Origin of the sequence: Micromonospora sp. DT62, from assembly GCF_049847285.1 — a bacterium.
GTDB classification, from domain to species: domain Bacteria; phylum Actinomycetota; class Actinomycetes; order Mycobacteriales; family Micromonosporaceae; genus Micromonospora; species Micromonospora reichwaldensis.
In genome coordinates, this window is sequence record NZ_JBNCOB010000010.1 from 55,410 (window position 1) to 71,410 (window position 16,001).

Sequence of the window (16,001 nt, forward strand, 5' to 3'; positions counted from 1 at the left end):
CCGCCCCCTCAGGGGGCGGGGGTGAGTCGCAGCGCGAGTTCGGGGCAGACCTTGACCGCCTTGCGCGCGCCCTCGCGCAGCCAGGTCGGCACGGGGGTGGGCGGGAAGGCGGGGTAGCCGTTCCCGTCGAGCCGGATGAAGTCCGGCACCACGTGCGCGCACAGCCCGTGCCCGTCGCAGCGGGACCAGTCCAGCGTGAGCCGCTGCGGGTTCGGGTCGGGGGCGCCCGGCAGGCCCATCACCGCCCGGACCCGCCGGCCACAACCCTCGCCGGTGGTGTGCAGCCGCAGGTCCTCGGCGAAGACCTCCATCGCGGAGAGCGCGAACCGGGCCGTACCGTCGGGGTGGCTGCACGCCCCGCGGCCCTTCACGTCGCCGGCGGCGGCGCGGACCACCTCCACCGGGGCGCTGCCGGAGACCGCCAGGTCGACGGCGCGGGCCAGGTCGGGCAGGCCCATCCGGCACGGGCCGCACTGCCCCGCGGACTCGCCGGCCAGGTAGCGCACCACCTGGGCGGCCTCGCCGAGCGGGCAGGTGTCCGCGCCGAGCGGGACGAGGATGCCCGCGCCGAGGGTGCCGCCCACGGCGGCCAGCCCCTTGCGGGAGATCTCCGCCCGGTCGGCCGCCTCCCGGGTGATCCACCTGCCGTGGTAGCCGCCCGTCAGGATGCCCGGCCCGTCCGGCACCTCGCACAGGTCGAGGATCTCGCGCAGCGCGGTGCCGGCCGCGCACTCCACCACCGCCGGGCGTCCCGCCGCGCCGGTGACGGTGAGCAGCACGGTGCCCGGCTCGTCGTCGGTGCCGAGCGCCGCGTACTCGTACGGGCCGAGCCGGGCGGCGACCGCGAGTTGGGCGTACGTCTCGGCGTTGCAGAGCAGGGTGGGCAGGCCGCCGACGCCGGAGTCGCTGGAGCGTCGCTTGGTGCCCGGCGGGATGTGCGGCAGGCCGTTGATGCCGTTGACCAGGGCTCCGCCCTCGCCGGAGATGAACCGGTGCGGCACGGTGACGATGCTGGTCGGCGCCGGCATCCGGCGTTCCTCCAGCGCCTCGGTCAGCGAGTCGCGGCCCACCCCGTCGTCGGCCACTCCGACGACGATCTCGTCGGCGTCCAGCGCGTACGCGGCCAGCGCGGCGCCGTCGAGGACCAGGTGCGGGGCCCGGGTGAGCAGCACCTTGTCCTTCCAGCTCGCCGGCTCCCCCTCGGTGGCGTTGACCACCACCACCGCCGGGAGGTCCCGCCGCTCGCAGGACTCCAGCACCGCGCGGAGCTTCCTCGCGAACGGGAAGCCCGCGCCGCCCTTGCCCTTGAGCTGGACGCCCTCGGCGAGCCGGAGCAGGGTGGCCGGTTCCATCGGCCCGACCGGCCCGTGCACCTCCTCGTGGGCGGGCAGGTCGAGCCGGCCGAACTCGGCGAAGCCGGCGGTGAGCCGGGGCTCGCCGACGCACGCCACCGGAGGCACGGTCGTCCGGATCACTTCGCCTCACCCCGCAGCCCGGCCCAGTACGCCCCGTCGACGGCGTCGGCGTTGACCCGGCGGCGGGCCGACCGGCTCTCGCCGGCGGCCCGGCGTGCCCGTCGGGACGCGAGGTCGACCAGGGTCGGGGTGTCGTCGGCCGGCAGCGGGACCTCCTCGGGGACGTACCGGACCGGGGGCCGCCAGTAGTCCGGTTCGAGGTCCCGGTCGTCCTCGACGCTGTGCCGGCCACCGCCGCTGCGCGGCGCGGCGGACACGGGGCCGGCGGACATGGGACCGGCGGAGATCGGGTCACTCGGCTCCCAGCGTCGGGGGCTGTCCCAGGGTTCCTCGGCCTCCTCCCGGCGGCGGGGCGGCGCGGGCTCCTCCTCGCCTCGGCGCCGGCCGGCCGGGGCGAGTTCCGCCGCACGCCGGCGCGGGCGTGCCGGGTCGCGGAGCGTGCCGGGCTCGGGCACGGCCGGCACGGTGAACCGCTCCGGGTCGCGGCGCCGCGCGGCGGGGGCGGACCAGGTGCCGGTGACCGTGGTACCGGCGATCGTGGCGCCGGCCCAGGTCCCCACGTGCCGCTCCGGCTCCGCCGCCCGGCCGGCGCGTCGGGTCCGGCCCCGCAACAGCGACCGGCGCGGGGCGTCCTCGGCCGGCCGCCCGGCCAGGGCCTGGTTCATCGCGGCGGCCTGGTGCTGCTCCCGGCGGCGCCGGCCGAGGCTGACGGAGAGGCGGACCAGCAGCGCCAGCACGACCAGCAGGACGCAGACGAGATAACTCAGCAGCACCCAGGGCTTCGCGGGCCGCCCGGCGTTGAGCCCGTGCACGATGGCGAACGGCCAGGAGAGGTACGCGGCCGAGTGCAGGGTCCGCCAGAGCCACCTCGGGCCGACCCCCGCGAAGCGGGCCCGGACGACACCGGTCCAGAGCACGCTCACCATCAGCAGGGCGGCCACCGTGCCGAGGCCGACGTAGAGGCCCCGTCCACCGACGAAGGGGACCACCGCGTCGGTGCTCGCCGCCCGGCCGGTGGCGATCTTCGTGAGCACGTGGAAGACCAGCCCGGCGACGCCGAGGATGCCGGTGGCCCGGTGCGCGGACTGGAGCAGCACCCGGTGCCGGATCAGCAGCACCAGCCGGTCGGTGGCGAGCAGCCCCATCATCACGGTGAGGCTCAACGCCACGAGGGCGACGACCCCGGCGAAGAACTCGGTGAAGAAGAAGCCGTACGCGTACGCGGCCGAGCCGGCGCCGGTCAGCATGGTGGCGGCCCACAGCGCGGCGAGCGCCGAGAGGGTCAGCAGGGCCACCGCGGACCGGGACCGGGTACGGGCCCCCCGGCTGGTGCTGGTGGTCCGGACGGTGGGCGGCTTCTGGTTCCGTTGTGCCCGGGCCATCTGCTCCTCGATCGTCTCGCGGCGGCGCACCACCGGCCGGCCCTGTTCCCCATCGAGTACGGACGGGCAGGGCGGGCGGATCACCGGCGCGCGGAAATTCCGCGTACCGGCGCCGAAGCGGGGCCCGCGTGTGATCTTCAGAGGGTCCGTGGCACTGAACCTCGGCGGGCAACTGGCGAGCCGCTCGGGCGTCCTCTGCTGCCGAGAGGCGCGTGTCCAGTGGTGGTCAGGCTCGCTGCTCGCCAAGGACCTTGCTGAACAACGCGAGGTAGCTGTCCTGGGCCAGGGACAGTTCTCCGAGCGCCTCTTCGGTGAACCACGCGATGGCGTCGTGTTCGTCCGGCGCGGCGTTGACCGGAGACCCCGTCCACGCTTCGATCAGCCAGATCTGCATGTCGAACGTGTCGGCATGAACTTCGTGCACGGGCGGACCCGACGGCGCCGCGATGTCGATGCCCAGCTCCTCCCGAAGCTCCCGGGCGAGTGCCGCGCCGGGCAGTTCCCCGGGATCCACGTGCCCACCGGGCATGTCCCAGACGTCGGGATACCAACGGCGCTGAGGAGATCGGTGGCACAGCAGCACCCGGTTGTCGTCCCGCAGCAACGCCGTGACGATGCGAGCCTTGGAAGAGCCTTCCGCGGAGATCGACACAGGCGCATTGTGCCACCCGTCGGACGGTAGGGGGCACTATCGTTCTGACGTGCACATCCGTTTCGACGTCCCCGCCGATCCCGCCTACCCGGGCCGCGTGGCCGCTGCGCTGGGCAGTGTCCGGTTGCGCAAGTTCGGCTACATCGGTGCGGTACTGGCGGCGGTCGGGGCGATCGGGTTTGCCGTCTCGCGGGGGTTCGCGTGGGGTGACCGGGTCTCGTCGCTGTGCATGGCGATGGTCCTGGGTGGTCTGCTGTCGATGGTGTACTCGCCGTGGGTGCAGTGGCGGGCCCGGCGTCGCTCCGGTCGCTATGCCGTCGAGGGCGCCTACGACATCACCGACGACAACATCATGATGCGCAGCGGCTCGGAGTCCGGCGGTATCGCCTGGGACGGGGTGGCTCGGGTGCGGGACACCCCTGAGTTCTGGATCGTGTACGTCGGCCGGATGCCGGCGACCGTGATTCCACGCCGCTTGATGTCCGCTGAGGACGCGGAGACGTTGGGGGCCTTCATGGCCGATCGCGGGCTGCTCGTCGGCTCCGCCTGACAAGTTTTCAGGCAGGGCCGGCACCTCTGTTGACGCCTGCCGGTGCCGCTGTTTCCCCGCTGGGCGGGGATGGCAGGCTGCGATGGTGTCTGCGGAGCCGCGCGGCGACTACTCCTGGCTGTTCGACCTGGTGGCGGTCGATCCGGTCGTGCGTCACCATGCGCTTGCCCGGCATCAGGCACTGCTCGCCGCGGCGAGCGATGCGTTGCGTCTGTCGAACGGCCTGTGGGCAGCGCACTACCGGTCGAGGTCCGGTCAGGCTCGGCTCGCCGCGAGGTTGGACCAGGCGCGCGCCGACTTCCGGTGGCATCAGGAGCAGACGATCCACGGGCCTCTGGAGGCCTTCCGGGACGCTTCGGACGACGACCGCGCCGGCCGCGCCCGGTGGGCGCCGATCGCCGCCCTCTACCTGCGGTGGGAGGCGGAGTATCCCGACGAGTGGGGAGCGCCGGAGTCGTGGATGTGGTCCTGCTGGGGCACGAAGGAGGTGCTTCTTCGCCGACTCGGTCGGGGCGGTCTGCCGGAGGCCATCAAGCCAGAGATCGCCGAGCTGATCCTCGCGGCACTGCGGCGGCCGTACCGGTGCAAGGACTGGCTGTACGCATGCCTGGTCCGTCATCTCCACGACTCGCCGTTCTTCCAGGAGGTGGAGATCCTGACGTCCGCCGACGATCCCCTGGTCCGGCTCCGGGCACAGTTCGTCCTCCACGTGGCCGCGCATCCCGAGCGGACTCCCACCCGTACGAGCTGGCGGCGCTGGCTCGATTCCGCCACCTGACCGCTCGATCGCAGGCGCCTGGTCCGTCGTACGAGGCCGACAGCCCGAAGACATCCACGCATGCCCATGCATTGACAGCGCTTGCAATGCGCTTGTAACCTTTCGGAAATTTTCAAGCCGTACTGCAAGATCACGGCACCATCGGGGCCTCCCGGCCTCGCCACCGCCCCGTCCCCCACACCCCCGTCAGGAGTCCTCCATGCAGAGACGTCGACGGTTGTCGGCGATCGTCGCCCTCGGCGTGATCGCTGGTCTGATCGTCCCCACCGCCGCGACCACTCCCCCGGCCGGCGCGGCCCCGGCAGGCGGCAAGAAGGTCATCGCCAACCTCTTCGAGTGGAACTGGTCGTCGGTGGCCACCGAGTGCCGCACCAATCTCGGCCCGAAGGGCTACGGCTGGGTGCAGGTCTCGCCGCCCCAGGAGCACGTGCGGGGCTCGCAGTGGTGGCTGGCGTACCAGCCGGTCAGCTACCGGATCGAGTCGCGCAAGGGCACCCGCGCGCAGTTCAAGTCCATGGTCGACACGTGCCACGCCGCCGGGGTGAAGGTGGTCGTCGACGCGGTCGTCAACCACATGTCCGGGCAGGACAACGGCGGCACCGGCTGGGCCGGCTCGTCGTACGGGCACTACGACTACCCGGGGATCTACCAGACGCAGGACTTCCACCACTGCGGCCGCAACGGCGGCGACGACATCGCCAACTACAACGACCGGTGGGAGGTGCAGAACTGCGAGCTGGTCAACCTCGCCGACCTGAAGACCGAGTCGGACTACGTCCGGACGAAGATCGCCGGTTACCTCAATGACCTGCTCTCGCTGGGCGTCGACGGCTTCCGGATGGACGCCAGCAAGCACATGCCCGCCGCCGACATCGCCGCCATCAGGGGCAAGCTGTCGCGCTCGGCGTACATGGTGCAGGAGGTGATCCACGGCGCCGGGGAGCCCATCCAGCCGGGTGAGTACACCGGCAACGGCGACGTGCACGAGTTCCGCTACGGCAAGGACCTGGCCCGGGTCTTCCGCTCCGAGAAGCTGGCCTACCTGCGCAACTTCGGCGAGGGGTGGGGGCACCTGCCCAGCGGGTCGGCGGCTGTCTTCGTGGACAACCACGACACCCAGCGCGACGTCGGCGGGGTGCTGACGTACCGCGACCGGGGCATCTACGCGCTGGCCAACGCGTTCATGCTCGCCTGGCCGTACGGCTCCCCGACGGTGATGTCGAGCTACACGTTCAGCCAGCGCGACCAGGGCCCGCCCTCGGACAGCTCCGGACGGACCCTGAACGCCACCTGCTACTCCGGCTGGGAGTGCGAGCACCGCTGGCCGGTCATCGCCAACATGGTCGGCTTCCGCAACGCCACCGAGGGCGCCGGCGTCGTCAACTGGTACGACAACGGCAACAACCACATCGCCTTCGGCCGGTCCGGCAAGGGCTACGTCACGATCAACGACGAGGACTCCGCGGTCAACGGCCGGTCGTACCAGAGCGGGCTGCCGGCCGGCCGCTACTGCGACGTCGTCCACGGCACCTTCAGCAACGGCACGTGCAGCGGGCCGGTGATCACCGTGGACGGCGGCGGCTGGTTCGCCGCGAACGTGCCCGCCCACGACGCGATCGCCATCCACGTGGGCGCGCGGCTGAGCTGAGGCTCCACCCCTGCGGACCCCGTCCCGACCGGCATTCCGGCCGGGACGGGGTTTCGCCGCCGTTCACCCGTTACAGTTGGTTTGTGCGTTTTGACCGAATGAACCGGCGACACGTCCGCACGCTGGCCGCCGCCGTCGGCGTACCCCTGCTCCTGCTGGCCGGCGGGGCCACCGGCTGGGTGCTGACCCCCGGGGCCGAGCCCACCGCGCCGCCGGTCGTCGGGCCGCCCGCGCCGACCGGCGCGGCCCCCACCAGCGCCGCGCCGGAGCGGGTGCCCGTCGCCGCGCCCGCGCCGGACGACCTGCCGGTGGTCGACTACGGCCCGGCGCCCACCGGCTTCCCGCCCGACCGGGACACGATGGACACCACGCCGCTGACCGAGGGCCTGCACCCGACCCGCCGCATCGCGGCCTACACCGCCCCCGGCGGCCGGCCGCTGGCGTTCCTCGACCCCACCATCAGCGGCGTCGAGCTGACCATGCCGATCGCCCAGCGGCGGGCCGGCTGGACGGCGGTGCTGCTCCCGTCGGCCAACCGCACGCTCGCCTGGCTGCCGCCCGGCGGCCACGCCACCGTGACGCTTTCCGACCAGATCGTGATCGAACGCAAGCACCACCGCCTCACCTGGTACCGCGCCGGCCGGGCCGTGCGCAGCTGGGAGGTCAGCCTCGGCCAGCGCGGCCAGGAGACCCCGCTGGGCCGGACCTTCATCCTGGGCCGCACGCCGCCGCCGCAGAGCGTGTACGGGGGCGTCGACATCTACGCCCTCGGCTCGGTGCCCGACGACCCCGACTCGGTGCCGGCCGGCCTGCGCGGGGCGCACATCGGCATCCACAGCTGGTACCACGACGGCGAGCTGGGCAAGAAGACCACCAACGGCTGCGTCCGGCTGACGAAGAGCGGGCAGCGGGAACTGCTGGCGAAGGTCCGCCCCGGCACCGAGGTGGTGGTGGTCGACGAACTGCCTGCCCCACCACCGACGGCCTGACCGACACCGATCCCGGTGGGCGAACCCGGCCGGGGCGAGTCCCGTCGTCGACACGGCGGGCCTTGCGACGACGGGCCAGACTGGGCACCCCGTGACCCAGGAGGCACCGTGCGTAATCCGTCCCGCTTTGTCAGACGCCTCGGGGTGGCCGCAGCCGCCGCCACAGCCATGATCACGCTAATGCCGCAGGCGGCCGTCGCCGCGGTCGTCCTCGCCGACGGCGTCGTACTCCAGGCCACGACCGGCACCGACCACCTGGTCACCGCCGACCGGCCCGCCTGGGCTGCAGCGGCCGTCTACTCGAACTCGAACTACAACCTCAGCCTCTTCGACCAGTGGGGTGGATGGCTGGCCTCCAGTTACGGCTACGGCTTCAACCGGGCGGAATTCGTCGCCGTCAACTCGCACCTGTTACCCCTGGCGTCGTACGAGGCCCGCACCAGCACAAGCTACGGGCCCGCCGTCGCGCACACCCAGTGGCGGCAGTCCCACACGACGACGACGTTGCCCTACCCGGCCAACGACGGGGTGACCGGTCCGTCCGATCCAGATCTGGCCTTCGCGGCGCTGGGCAGCACCCAGGTGGTCAGCATCTCGGACATCCACCTCAAGGCCGGCGAGGCGTTCTGGGTCGACACCGCCCCCGACACGCTGTTCTTCCTGCTGGAGAGCAACCCGTACGACAGCACGACCCGGCTGCGCAGCCGGCATCAGCACGCCACGTCCGGGGTGGTGCGCACCGCACAGGGCTGCACGCTCTACCGTGCGAACCACAGCGGCGTCCACGGCCTGCTGATGGTCGCGGACGCCGCACCGGTGACGACCACCCCGCCGGGCGGAACGGCGGTCGCCCTGCACCGGTACGACCCCGCCCGCCCCTACACCTGCCCGCAGCGCAACTTCCCGGGTCCCACGCCCCCGGGCGTCTGACCGACCGGCGGGTCCTGCCTTGCAAGGCCACCTCCCGTCCAGGCCAACTACCTCGCCTCCAACGGCGGCGCCTGGTCGGGCGACAGCCGCCACTCCCCGCCGCCCTGGGCGTGGAGGGCAGCCCGTACGCCGGGGCTACTGCTACGGCCTGAGCACGACCGGCATGCGCAACTGGATCCCGCGCCATCGTGAAGTTCGCGACCCGGCCGACACGGAGGACCACATGTCCACCGTGTCGGCTCGGGCGGCCTCCCGACCATGCCTTCAGGCGGGAACCGCGAACCGTGGGATAGGGGTTTGCCTACGTTGACGGGCACTGGGAGCAACGATCAGAATCCACTGGTTTCGATCATTGATCTCGGAAGGAACCTGATGCGGAAATCTCTTGTTGTGCGCTCCGTCCTGGCGCTGATGTTGACACTGACCGCGACGGTGTTCGGTGTCGGCGCCACCGGATCCGCCGCGTACGCCGACGGCTGCTACACCTGGGGGCGCCAGCTTTCCCAGGGCATGTCCGGTGACGACGTCCGCCAGTTGCAGATCCGGGTGGCCGGCTGGGCCGGCTACCAGAACGTCGTCGCGGTCGACGGGGTCTACGGCGCGGGCACCGCAGCGGCGGTGCAGCGGTTCCAGGCGGCGTACGGGCTGTCCGCCGACGGTATCGCCGGCACTCAGACGTTCAACAAGATCTACTCGCTGCAGGACGACGACTGCAGCCCCATCCACTTCAGCTTCGCCGAGATGGACGACGTCTGCTACGGCGGCTTCTCCGGTGGTCCGGTATCCGCAGCGACGACCAAGGCCAACATCCTGCGCACCATGTGGAAGCTGGAAGCGCTGCGGCACGCCCTGGGCGACCGGTCGCTGTCCGTCCGGGGATTCCGGGGTTACACCTGCAACAGCCAGATCGGCGGCGCCAGCAACAGCCAGCACCTCTACGGCACCGCCGCTGACATCTGGTCGAGCAACTACTCCCTCTGCACGATCGGCAAGCAGGCCCGCTACCACGGGTTCAGTGGAATCCTCGGCCCTGGCTACCCGGACCACGACGATCACATCCACGCCGACAGCCGGTACGAGAACAACGACGACGGCGCCACCAACAAGTGGAGCTGGGTCGCTCCGACCTGCGGCATCTGACACCGACTCGGTCACCCTGCTGGGCCCGGCCCCCGGACTGCGCGAGCCTGCGCCCGTATCCGCCCGCGCCGTGCAGCAGCCAGGACACGGTCGCCTGCCCGTGCGATACGCGGGCAGGCGGCCGTCGACCTGGCGCCCCGCAGCCCGGATCGGATCTCCTTGAGCGGTACGGCATCGAAGGCGAGGAGGTCGACGCGCTCGTGCAGGTTGCCCGGGATCCACGCCAGCACGGCTGGTGACAGGCGTACGACGAGGTGCTACCGGACCGATTCGAGGTCTACGTCGGGCTGGAGGCGGAGGCGTCGGGGATTCGCGCCTTCCAGCCTCAACTGATTCGGGGTCTACTTCAGAGCGCCGACTACGCCCGTGCGGTCATCCGCGACGAGCACCCGGATGCCCCCACCGAGGGAGTCGAGCGGCGGGTCGAGCTGCGGATGCGTCGCCAGGCCAGCGACAGCCCTCCCAAGCTGTGGATGGTGCTGGACGAGGCAGCCCTGCGGCGGCCCGTCGGCGCCGACGAACTCGACGTTCGCCCAGTGCGCCGACTTCGTTGCCCTGTCCGCTCAGCCTTCGCACTTACCAGTCGGACGCCCGGTCGGCGGACTCGACGTCAACGGGCGGAAGCTGGCGGGGCACCGGCCGGTGCGGTCGTCCGGCCAGCTTTCGCCACAGGAACTCCAGCGTCAACGCCCAGACGAAGGCGCGCTGCTCGTTGTTCGCCGCCGCGCCGTGCCCGCCCTCGACGTTCTCGTAGTAGGCCACGTCGTGGCCGTGCTCGCGCAGCCGGGCCGCCATCTTGCGGGCGTGCCCGGGATGCACCCGGTCGTCGCGGGTCGAGGTGACGAGCAGGACCGGCGGGTACGCCCGGTCGCCGTCGACGTTGTGGTACGGCGAGTAGCCGCGCAGGAAGTCCCAGTCGGCCGCCACGTCCGGGTCGCCGTACTCGGCCATCCACGAGGCGCCGGCCAGCATCCGGTGGTAGCGCCGCATGTCCAGCAGCGGCACGTGCGCGACGACCGCCCCGAAGAGCGACGGGTAACGGGTGAGCATCACCCCCGTCAGGAGGCCGCCGTTGCTGCCGCCCTCGACCCCGAGCCGCTGCGGCGTGGTGACGCCCCGGCTCACCAGGTCCGCCGCCACCGCCGCGAAGTCCTCGTACGCGCGGGGCCGGTTCTCGCGCAGCGCGGCGCGGTGCCACCCGGGGCCGTACTCCCCGCCGCCCCGGATGTTCGCCACCACGTAGGTGCCACCCCGGGCCAGCCACCCCCGGCCGATCACCCCGCTGTAGTGCGGGGTGAGGGGGATCTCGAACCCGCCGTAGCCGGTGAGCAGCGTCGGACCGGCTGGCGCGTCCGGGTCGCCCACCACGAAGTACGGCACCCGCGTGCCGTCGGCCGAGGTGGCGAAGAACTGCCGTACCGCCAAGCCGTTCGCGTCGAAGGACGCCGGTGCCCGCTTGAGCGTCCCGACCGCGCCGCCGACCTGCCCGAGGCGCAGCGTCGCCGGCTGGAGGAACCCCTCCGAGGCGAGCAGGTAGGCGTCGTCGTTGTCCGGGTCGGTGTCCACGACCTCGCTGTGATCGAACTCCGGCACCCCGGGCAGCGGCTCCCGCCGCCAGCCCTCCCCGTCGGGCGTCAGCACCTCCAGCCGGCTCCGCACGTCGACGAGGGTGGCCAGGATCAGCCGGTTGCGGGTCCAGGACCAGCCGCTGAGCGCCGTACGGTCGTCGGGGCGGAAGAGCACCGTCATCTCCCGTTCCCCGGCGAGGAACGCGTCGAACCGGGCCGCCAGCAGGGCGCCCGCGGGGTGGGTCACCCCGCCGACCGCCCACGGCGAGCGCGGCCGGACGAGCAGCCACTCCCGGTGCACGTCCCACCCGGCGTCCTCCGGCACGGCCACCCGGATCCGCTCCCCCGTCGCGGTCAGCAGGTGCTGCTCCGAGCGGTAGAAGTCCAGCCGGCGGCCCACGAAGTCACGCGCGAAGCCGGGCGTCGGGTCGTGCGAGGCCCACACGGCGACGTCGTCGGCCTGCCCCTCGTGGACGATCTCGGCCTCGGCCAGCGGCGTGCCCCGCCGCCACCGCTTGACCACCCGGGGATAGCCCGAGGAGGTCAGCGAGCCGGGCCCGAAGTCGGTGGCGACGTAGATCTGGTCGGCGTCGATCCAGCCCACGTCGCTCTTCGCCTCGGGCAGCGTGAAGCCGTCCTCGACGAAGACGCGGCGGTCGAGGTCGAACTCCCGCACCACGACCGCGTCGCCCCCGCCCCGGGAGAGGCTCACCAGGGCGCGCCCGTAGCCGGGCCGCAGCACCGTCGCGCCGCCCCAGACCCAGCTCTCGCCCTCCTCGGCGGCCAGCGCGTCCAGGTCGAGCAGCACGTCCCACTCCGGCTCCGACCGGCGGTACTGCTCCAGCGTCGTCCGTCGCCAGACCCCGCGCGGGCGCGCCGCGTCGGTCCAGAAGTTGTAGTAGAGATGGTCGCCGCGCCACCCGGGGTAGGGGATGCGGTCGTCCGCGTCGAGCACCTGGCGGAGCTCGGCCCGCAGGGCGGCGAACCCCTCTCCGCCGGTCAGGGCGGCCACGGTCTCCGCGTTGCGGTCCCGCACCCACCGCGCGGCGTCCGCACCATCAAGATCTTCCAGCCAGAGGTACGCGTCGTCGCTCTCCACGGTCAACCCAGCCACCTCGCCACTATCCCCGACGGGGCGGACACACCCGGACCCGGCCGGCTGTCGGCATGGCGACGTCCCGCCACACGTGGCGTTCCGCCGGCCCACCGGTGACGTGATATCAACGGCAGGTCCGGCCGCCACCACCGATGCGCGTCAGTCCCAGGTCTCGCCGAGGTCGAAGACGTCCAAGCCGGGTGGCGCCGCCGCTTCGATGGCCTTCCGGTCCCGGGTCACCAGATAGCAGCGGTAGAGGATCGCCGTGGCGATCGCGTGCGCGACGTCCAGTGACACGGTGAACGCGGCCGCGATGCGGGCCACCCGCCGACTCGTCGCAGCGTCGTAGACCGCCACCTGAATGTCGCGGTCCTCCGTGAACAGCAGATCAAGCATGGCGGCGGCGGGCGTGCCCGCGAGTTCGAGCTGCGCCTGCCCGAGACAGAGCGCCGGAATCCACACCTGCTGGTCGGGATCCTCCTCGGCCAGGGTCAGCATGGCACCGGGCTCGACGCTCGTGCCCGACGCGTACGCCAGCAGGGCGGAGGTGTCGAGGACGAGACCGTTCACGCGGCGGCGGTCCCCTCGTTGTCGAACTGGCTGAGCCACTCGACGTTGCGGGCGTGCTGCTCGTCACTGACGGGCGCGAGAGCCGCCAGGCGGGCGCGGGTCTGCTCGACGTCCTCGTCGGTGACCACGTAACCGAGCTGCGCCCACTTCGCACGAAGACTGTCGGCACGCATCTTCCGACGAAGGATCCCGGCGATGAAACCGGACGTGGTGCCCTGCGTGCGCTCGACGTACGCGGCCACGTCGTCGGGCAGGCTGATCGTGATGCGGCGAGTCATACTCCGACCATACCCGCTGCATACTGACGGAATGCCAGCAGCTCGTCACGCCACACCGATCGCGCTCCAGTCCACCACCGGTGCCGACCCTCTGGTCACTTTTGGTCAATATGCCCCAGAAACTGCCTTACGATGAGATCTCTTCGTGGAGGTGGAGGACCATGCCGACGTATGTCGCGTTGCTGAACTGGACCGATCAGGGGATCCAAGGCTTCAAGGACACCGCGAAGCGCGCCGAGGCCTTCGCCGCAGCGACACAGAAGCTCGGGGCGAATCTCCTGAACATCTGGTGGACCGTCGGTCCGTACGACCTCGTGGCCATCGTCGAGGCGCCCGACGACGAAACCGCCTCCGCGGCGCTCCTGCGGCTCGGCGGGGCGGGCAACGTCCGCACCACGACCCTGCGGGCCTTCGGTCAGGAGGAGATCAGTCGCATCGTCGCCAAAGCCGCTGGCTGACTCCGTCACGGCCATGACCATGGGGTGGCTGCCGACCTGAACGAGCAGCCACCCCCGTACGTATGGCCAGGACCGCGGACGGGCACCCTCGCCGAACACCCGCCGCGGCGTGCAGGCGATTCAGAGACGCAGCACCCTAGAGGCCGAGGTAGGCGGCGATGCCGTTGGCGTGCCCTCGGGCCGTGGCGGTGATGAAGGCGGCGCGCTTGAGCAGGTTCGCATCGGCCACGGTGTCGATGAACAGGTTCTCGGTCAGGACGGCGGGCATGGCGGTCTCGCGCAGCACATGGAAGTTGGCGGTCTTCAGGCCGCGGTCGGTGACCGAGCCGACGGTGCGCATGCCCGACAGGACCCGGGAGTGCACCGGACTGTGCAGGGCGCTGGAGGTGCCCGGGTACCGGTAGCTTTCGAAACCCGTACCGCCGCCGGAGTTGATGTGGATGCTGACGAAGATCGTGGCGCCCCACGCGTTGGCGTCGCTCGTACGGTACGTGAGACTGCGGGTGATGTCTGAGGTGCGGGACATCCGTACGTCGACGCTGTAGTTGGCCTTGAGGATGTCGCGGGTCTGAAGCGCAATGCTGAGGGTCAGGGCCTTCTCGGTCAGGCCGTTGCCGACCGCGCCGGGGTCGGTGCCGCCATGCCCGGGGTCGAGGTAGACCTTCGGGACCGCCGCATGCGCGGTTCCGGTCGCCGCCCAGGGAGCCACGACGAGACCAGCGGCGGCAGCCAGCAGGGTGCGGCGGCGCGCTGAGGAGTTACTGATCACGAGCACCTCTCACGGAAGTAGGGGGCGCCAGGAGGCCGCCGGGGCCGCCCATACCCGTACGGGCTGGCACGGCGTCACTGTAATGCATGGAAATATCTAGATGGAATGATCCGCTGCTCGAAGTCGTCCAGCGGGGCCGAGCGGGCCGGTCAGAACTGCGCGACCCAGTACGGGGAGAGGTCCATCCAGCCGTTGGCGCCCGCGCCGTTCTTCCGGCCGCTGCTGGCGGTGCTCAGGGTGTACCAGGCGTCCACGAAGTCCGGGTCGTCGGTGTACCAGGAGGTGGGGATGGCGTCCAGGATCGCGTTGACCAGCGGGGTGTACGCGCCACCGTCCACGATCACCAGCAGGGCGCCCGCGATGGCCTTGACCAGGGACGAGTAGTTGGTGTCCCCGTCGTCCTCCATCATGACCACGTCGGCCAGGTTGTACTTGTACGAGGAGAAGTGCACCAGCAGCTGGTTCGGGTAGTAGGTGGTGCCGTCGTGGTCCAGGTACGGCATCTGCACGAGGTCGACCTTGACCTTGCCGTCCAACCCGAACCCGGCCACGAGGTTGTAGATCTCGGCGTCCCCCTTGATCCAGGGCTCCTCGTCGTCGCTCAGCCGCACGGCGTCGACCTTGGTGGCCCAGTAACCGGCCGACGCGGTCACCCCGGAGGCGCGGGTCGCCGGACGCGCCGGAGCCGCCCGGCCGATGCCCCTCTCGCCCAGCTCCTGGCGCATCATCGCCAGCCCCGCGGTGAGCGCCCGCTCGGTGTCCACGTCCACCACGAGCACCGGCTGCCGCGGCACCCGCGTGGCATCCAGCACCACCGTGCCGCCGGAGCGGTCGTAGGCGGTCACGCTCGTCGCCGAGTCGTCGGTCGGGACGGCGGCCACCAGCGGCGCTTCGCCGCGGGCCAGCGCCGCGCGCATGTCCGAGTGGGCCAGCCGCAACCGCAACAGCGAGCCGGTGCCGCCCGGCAGGCCCTTGGCGACCAGCAGCCGCTGGTTGGCGGCGCGGAGGTCACCGGCGAGCCGGGCGTCGACGCCGGCGGCGAGCAGGTCGACCGGGCCGTTCACGGCGGAGCCGCCCAACCGGGTCAGCTCGGACCGACCGGTGAGGGCCACCTGACGGGCCACGCCGTCGGTGATGGCGAACACCGGGCTGGCGACCGCCGGGGCCGGTGCGGGGTGGTCGGGCCGGGCGTACGCCGGGGTGCCGATCGCCGCGACCAGGGTGGTGGTCGCGATGCCGAGTGACAGGACGGCGCGGCGGAAGGTACGTCGGTTCACATGGACTCCTCTGCGTCTCCCGGCCATCTGCTCGTGGCGGCGACCGGGAAATTGACGACGATGACTAAATAGGTATACGTCCACGGGGAAGCCGTCAACGTCGCCGTGAGCAGTTGATTACGTACCGCAGGTCAGACAGCCACGAACCGGACCGGCTCGCCGAGCACTGTGGCGGCCCGGTCCAGATCCGCCAGGCGAGCGGCGAGTGTGGCCGATGCCAGACGCCCCCAGCAGCACCTCGCGTACCGCGCGGGTCATCTCGAAGCCCTGGCTGACCTGCGCGTCGCCGGGCGCTGGCGGCACGGCAGGGAACCCGTGATCAGCGGCCGAGAAAATCTGGTCTCCCGAGACTAGACATTCTTGGTGGGGCTGGGTAATGTTGCCTCCGTTGACGACAGAGATCAGTTGCAGACGCTGACGAGAGCAGGACGAACGTCGAAG

The 16,001-nt window shown here is 71.6% G+C and carries 15 protein-coding genes and 1 pseudogene; 8 read left to right on the forward strand and 8 right to left on the reverse strand.

Annotated elements, in window-relative coordinates:
• Window positions 1-8 precede the first annotated feature (8 nt).
• The 3 genes from ACPXCB_RS16400 to ACPXCB_RS16410 form a co-directional block, all read right to left on the reverse strand.
• Complete coding sequence (locus tag ACPXCB_RS16400) at window positions 9-1,475, reverse strand: NADH-ubiquinone oxidoreductase-F iron-sulfur binding region domain-containing protein (protein WP_425876281.1); 1,467 nt, start codon at window positions 1,473-1,475, stop codon at window positions 9-11.
• Entirely contained in the window at window positions 1,472-2,890 is a 1,419-nt protein-coding gene (locus tag ACPXCB_RS16405) for a hypothetical protein (RefSeq protein WP_425876283.1), read from the reverse strand. The genes ACPXCB_RS16400 and ACPXCB_RS16405 overlap by 4 nt, the downstream gene beginning before the upstream one ends.
• 193 nt (window positions 2,891-3,083) lie before the next feature.
• On the reverse strand, window positions 3,084-3,509 hold the full coding sequence (locus ACPXCB_RS16410) for an NUDIX hydrolase (protein ID WP_425876285.1): 426 nt from the start codon (window positions 3,507-3,509) through the stop codon (window positions 3,084-3,086).
• Between the two features lie 49 nt (window positions 3,510-3,558).
• Here ACPXCB_RS16410 and ACPXCB_RS16415 point away from each other — a divergent pair, with 49 nt between their 5' ends.
• The 7 genes and pseudogenes from ACPXCB_RS16415 to ACPXCB_RS16445 all read left to right on the forward strand — a co-directional run.
• The gene (locus tag ACPXCB_RS16415) at window positions 3,559-4,059 is read left to right on the forward strand and encodes a YcxB family protein (RefSeq protein ID WP_425876287.1); all 501 of its coding nucleotides are present in this window, start codon (window positions 3,559-3,561) and stop codon (window positions 4,057-4,059) included.
• An 82-nt stretch (window positions 4,060-4,141) separates the two neighbouring features.
• Window positions 4,142-4,837, forward strand: coding sequence for a hypothetical protein (locus ACPXCB_RS16420; protein WP_425876289.1), 696 nt, complete (start codon window positions 4,142-4,144; stop codon window positions 4,835-4,837).
• Window positions 4,838-5,036: 199 nt separating this feature from the next.
• Window positions 5,037-6,485, forward strand: coding sequence for an alpha-amylase (locus tag ACPXCB_RS16425; protein WP_425876291.1), 1,449 nt, complete (start codon window positions 5,037-5,039; stop codon window positions 6,483-6,485).
• 83 nt (window positions 6,486-6,568) lie between these two features.
• On the forward strand, window positions 6,569-7,474 hold the full coding sequence (locus ACPXCB_RS16430) for a L,D-transpeptidase (RefSeq protein ID WP_425876293.1): 906 nt from the start codon (window positions 6,569-6,571) through the stop codon (window positions 7,472-7,474).
• Between the two features lie 180 nt (window positions 7,475-7,654).
• A complete protein-coding gene (locus ACPXCB_RS16435) occupies window positions 7,655-8,404 on the forward strand; it encodes a hypothetical protein (protein WP_425876295.1) in 750 nt (249 codons plus the stop codon).
• Window positions 8,405-8,776: 372 nt separating this feature from the next.
• Window positions 8,777-9,544 carry a D-Ala-D-Ala carboxypeptidase family metallohydrolase gene (locus ACPXCB_RS16440; protein ID WP_425876297.1) on the forward strand — a complete coding sequence of 256 codons (768 nt, stop codon included), beginning with the start codon at window positions 8,777-8,779 and terminating at the stop codon, window positions 9,542-9,544.
• Between the two features lie 137 nt (window positions 9,545-9,681).
• Window positions 9,682-10,092: pseudogene (locus ACPXCB_RS16445) on the forward strand (Scr1 family TA system antitoxin-like transcriptional regulator); the annotation flags it as partial.
• A 28-nt stretch (window positions 10,093-10,120) separates the two neighbouring features.
• Here ACPXCB_RS16445 and ACPXCB_RS16450 read toward each other — a convergent pair.
• The 3 genes from ACPXCB_RS16450 to ACPXCB_RS16460 form a co-directional block, all read right to left on the reverse strand.
• Window positions 10,121-12,226 (reverse strand): prolyl oligopeptidase family serine peptidase, encoded by a 2,106-nt coding sequence (locus ACPXCB_RS16450; protein WP_425876299.1) that lies wholly within the window; start codon window positions 12,224-12,226, stop codon window positions 10,121-10,123.
• Between the two features lie 141 nt (window positions 12,227-12,367).
• Window positions 12,368-12,778: a type II toxin-antitoxin system VapC family toxin gene (locus tag ACPXCB_RS16455; protein ID WP_425876301.1), complete on the reverse strand. Its 411-nt coding sequence runs from the start codon at window positions 12,776-12,778 to the stop codon at window positions 12,368-12,370.
• Complete coding sequence (locus tag ACPXCB_RS16460; RefSeq protein ID WP_425876303.1) at window positions 12,775-13,056, reverse strand: hypothetical protein; 282 nt, start codon at window positions 13,054-13,056, stop codon at window positions 12,775-12,777. The genes ACPXCB_RS16455 and ACPXCB_RS16460 overlap by 4 nt, the downstream gene beginning before the upstream one ends.
• Window positions 13,057-13,217: 161 nt before the next feature.
• Here ACPXCB_RS16460 and ACPXCB_RS16465 point away from each other — a divergent pair, with 161 nt between their 5' ends.
• On the forward strand, window positions 13,218-13,514 hold the full coding sequence (locus ACPXCB_RS16465) for a GYD domain-containing protein (protein WP_425876305.1): 297 nt from the start codon (window positions 13,218-13,220) through the stop codon (window positions 13,512-13,514).
• A gap of 136 nt (window positions 13,515-13,650) precedes the next feature.
• Here the strand turns inward: ACPXCB_RS16465 and ACPXCB_RS16470 are convergent, their stop codons facing one another.
• Window positions 13,651-14,283, reverse strand: coding sequence for an N-acetylmuramoyl-L-alanine amidase family protein (locus ACPXCB_RS16470; RefSeq protein ID WP_425876307.1), 633 nt, complete (start codon window positions 14,281-14,283; stop codon window positions 13,651-13,653).
• Window positions 14,284-14,432: 149 nt separating this feature from the next.
• Window positions 14,433-15,560, reverse strand: coding sequence for a DUF3103 family protein (locus tag ACPXCB_RS16475; protein ID WP_425876309.1), 1,128 nt, complete (start codon window positions 15,558-15,560; stop codon window positions 14,433-14,435).
• Between the last annotated feature and the right edge of the window lie 441 nt (window positions 15,561-16,001).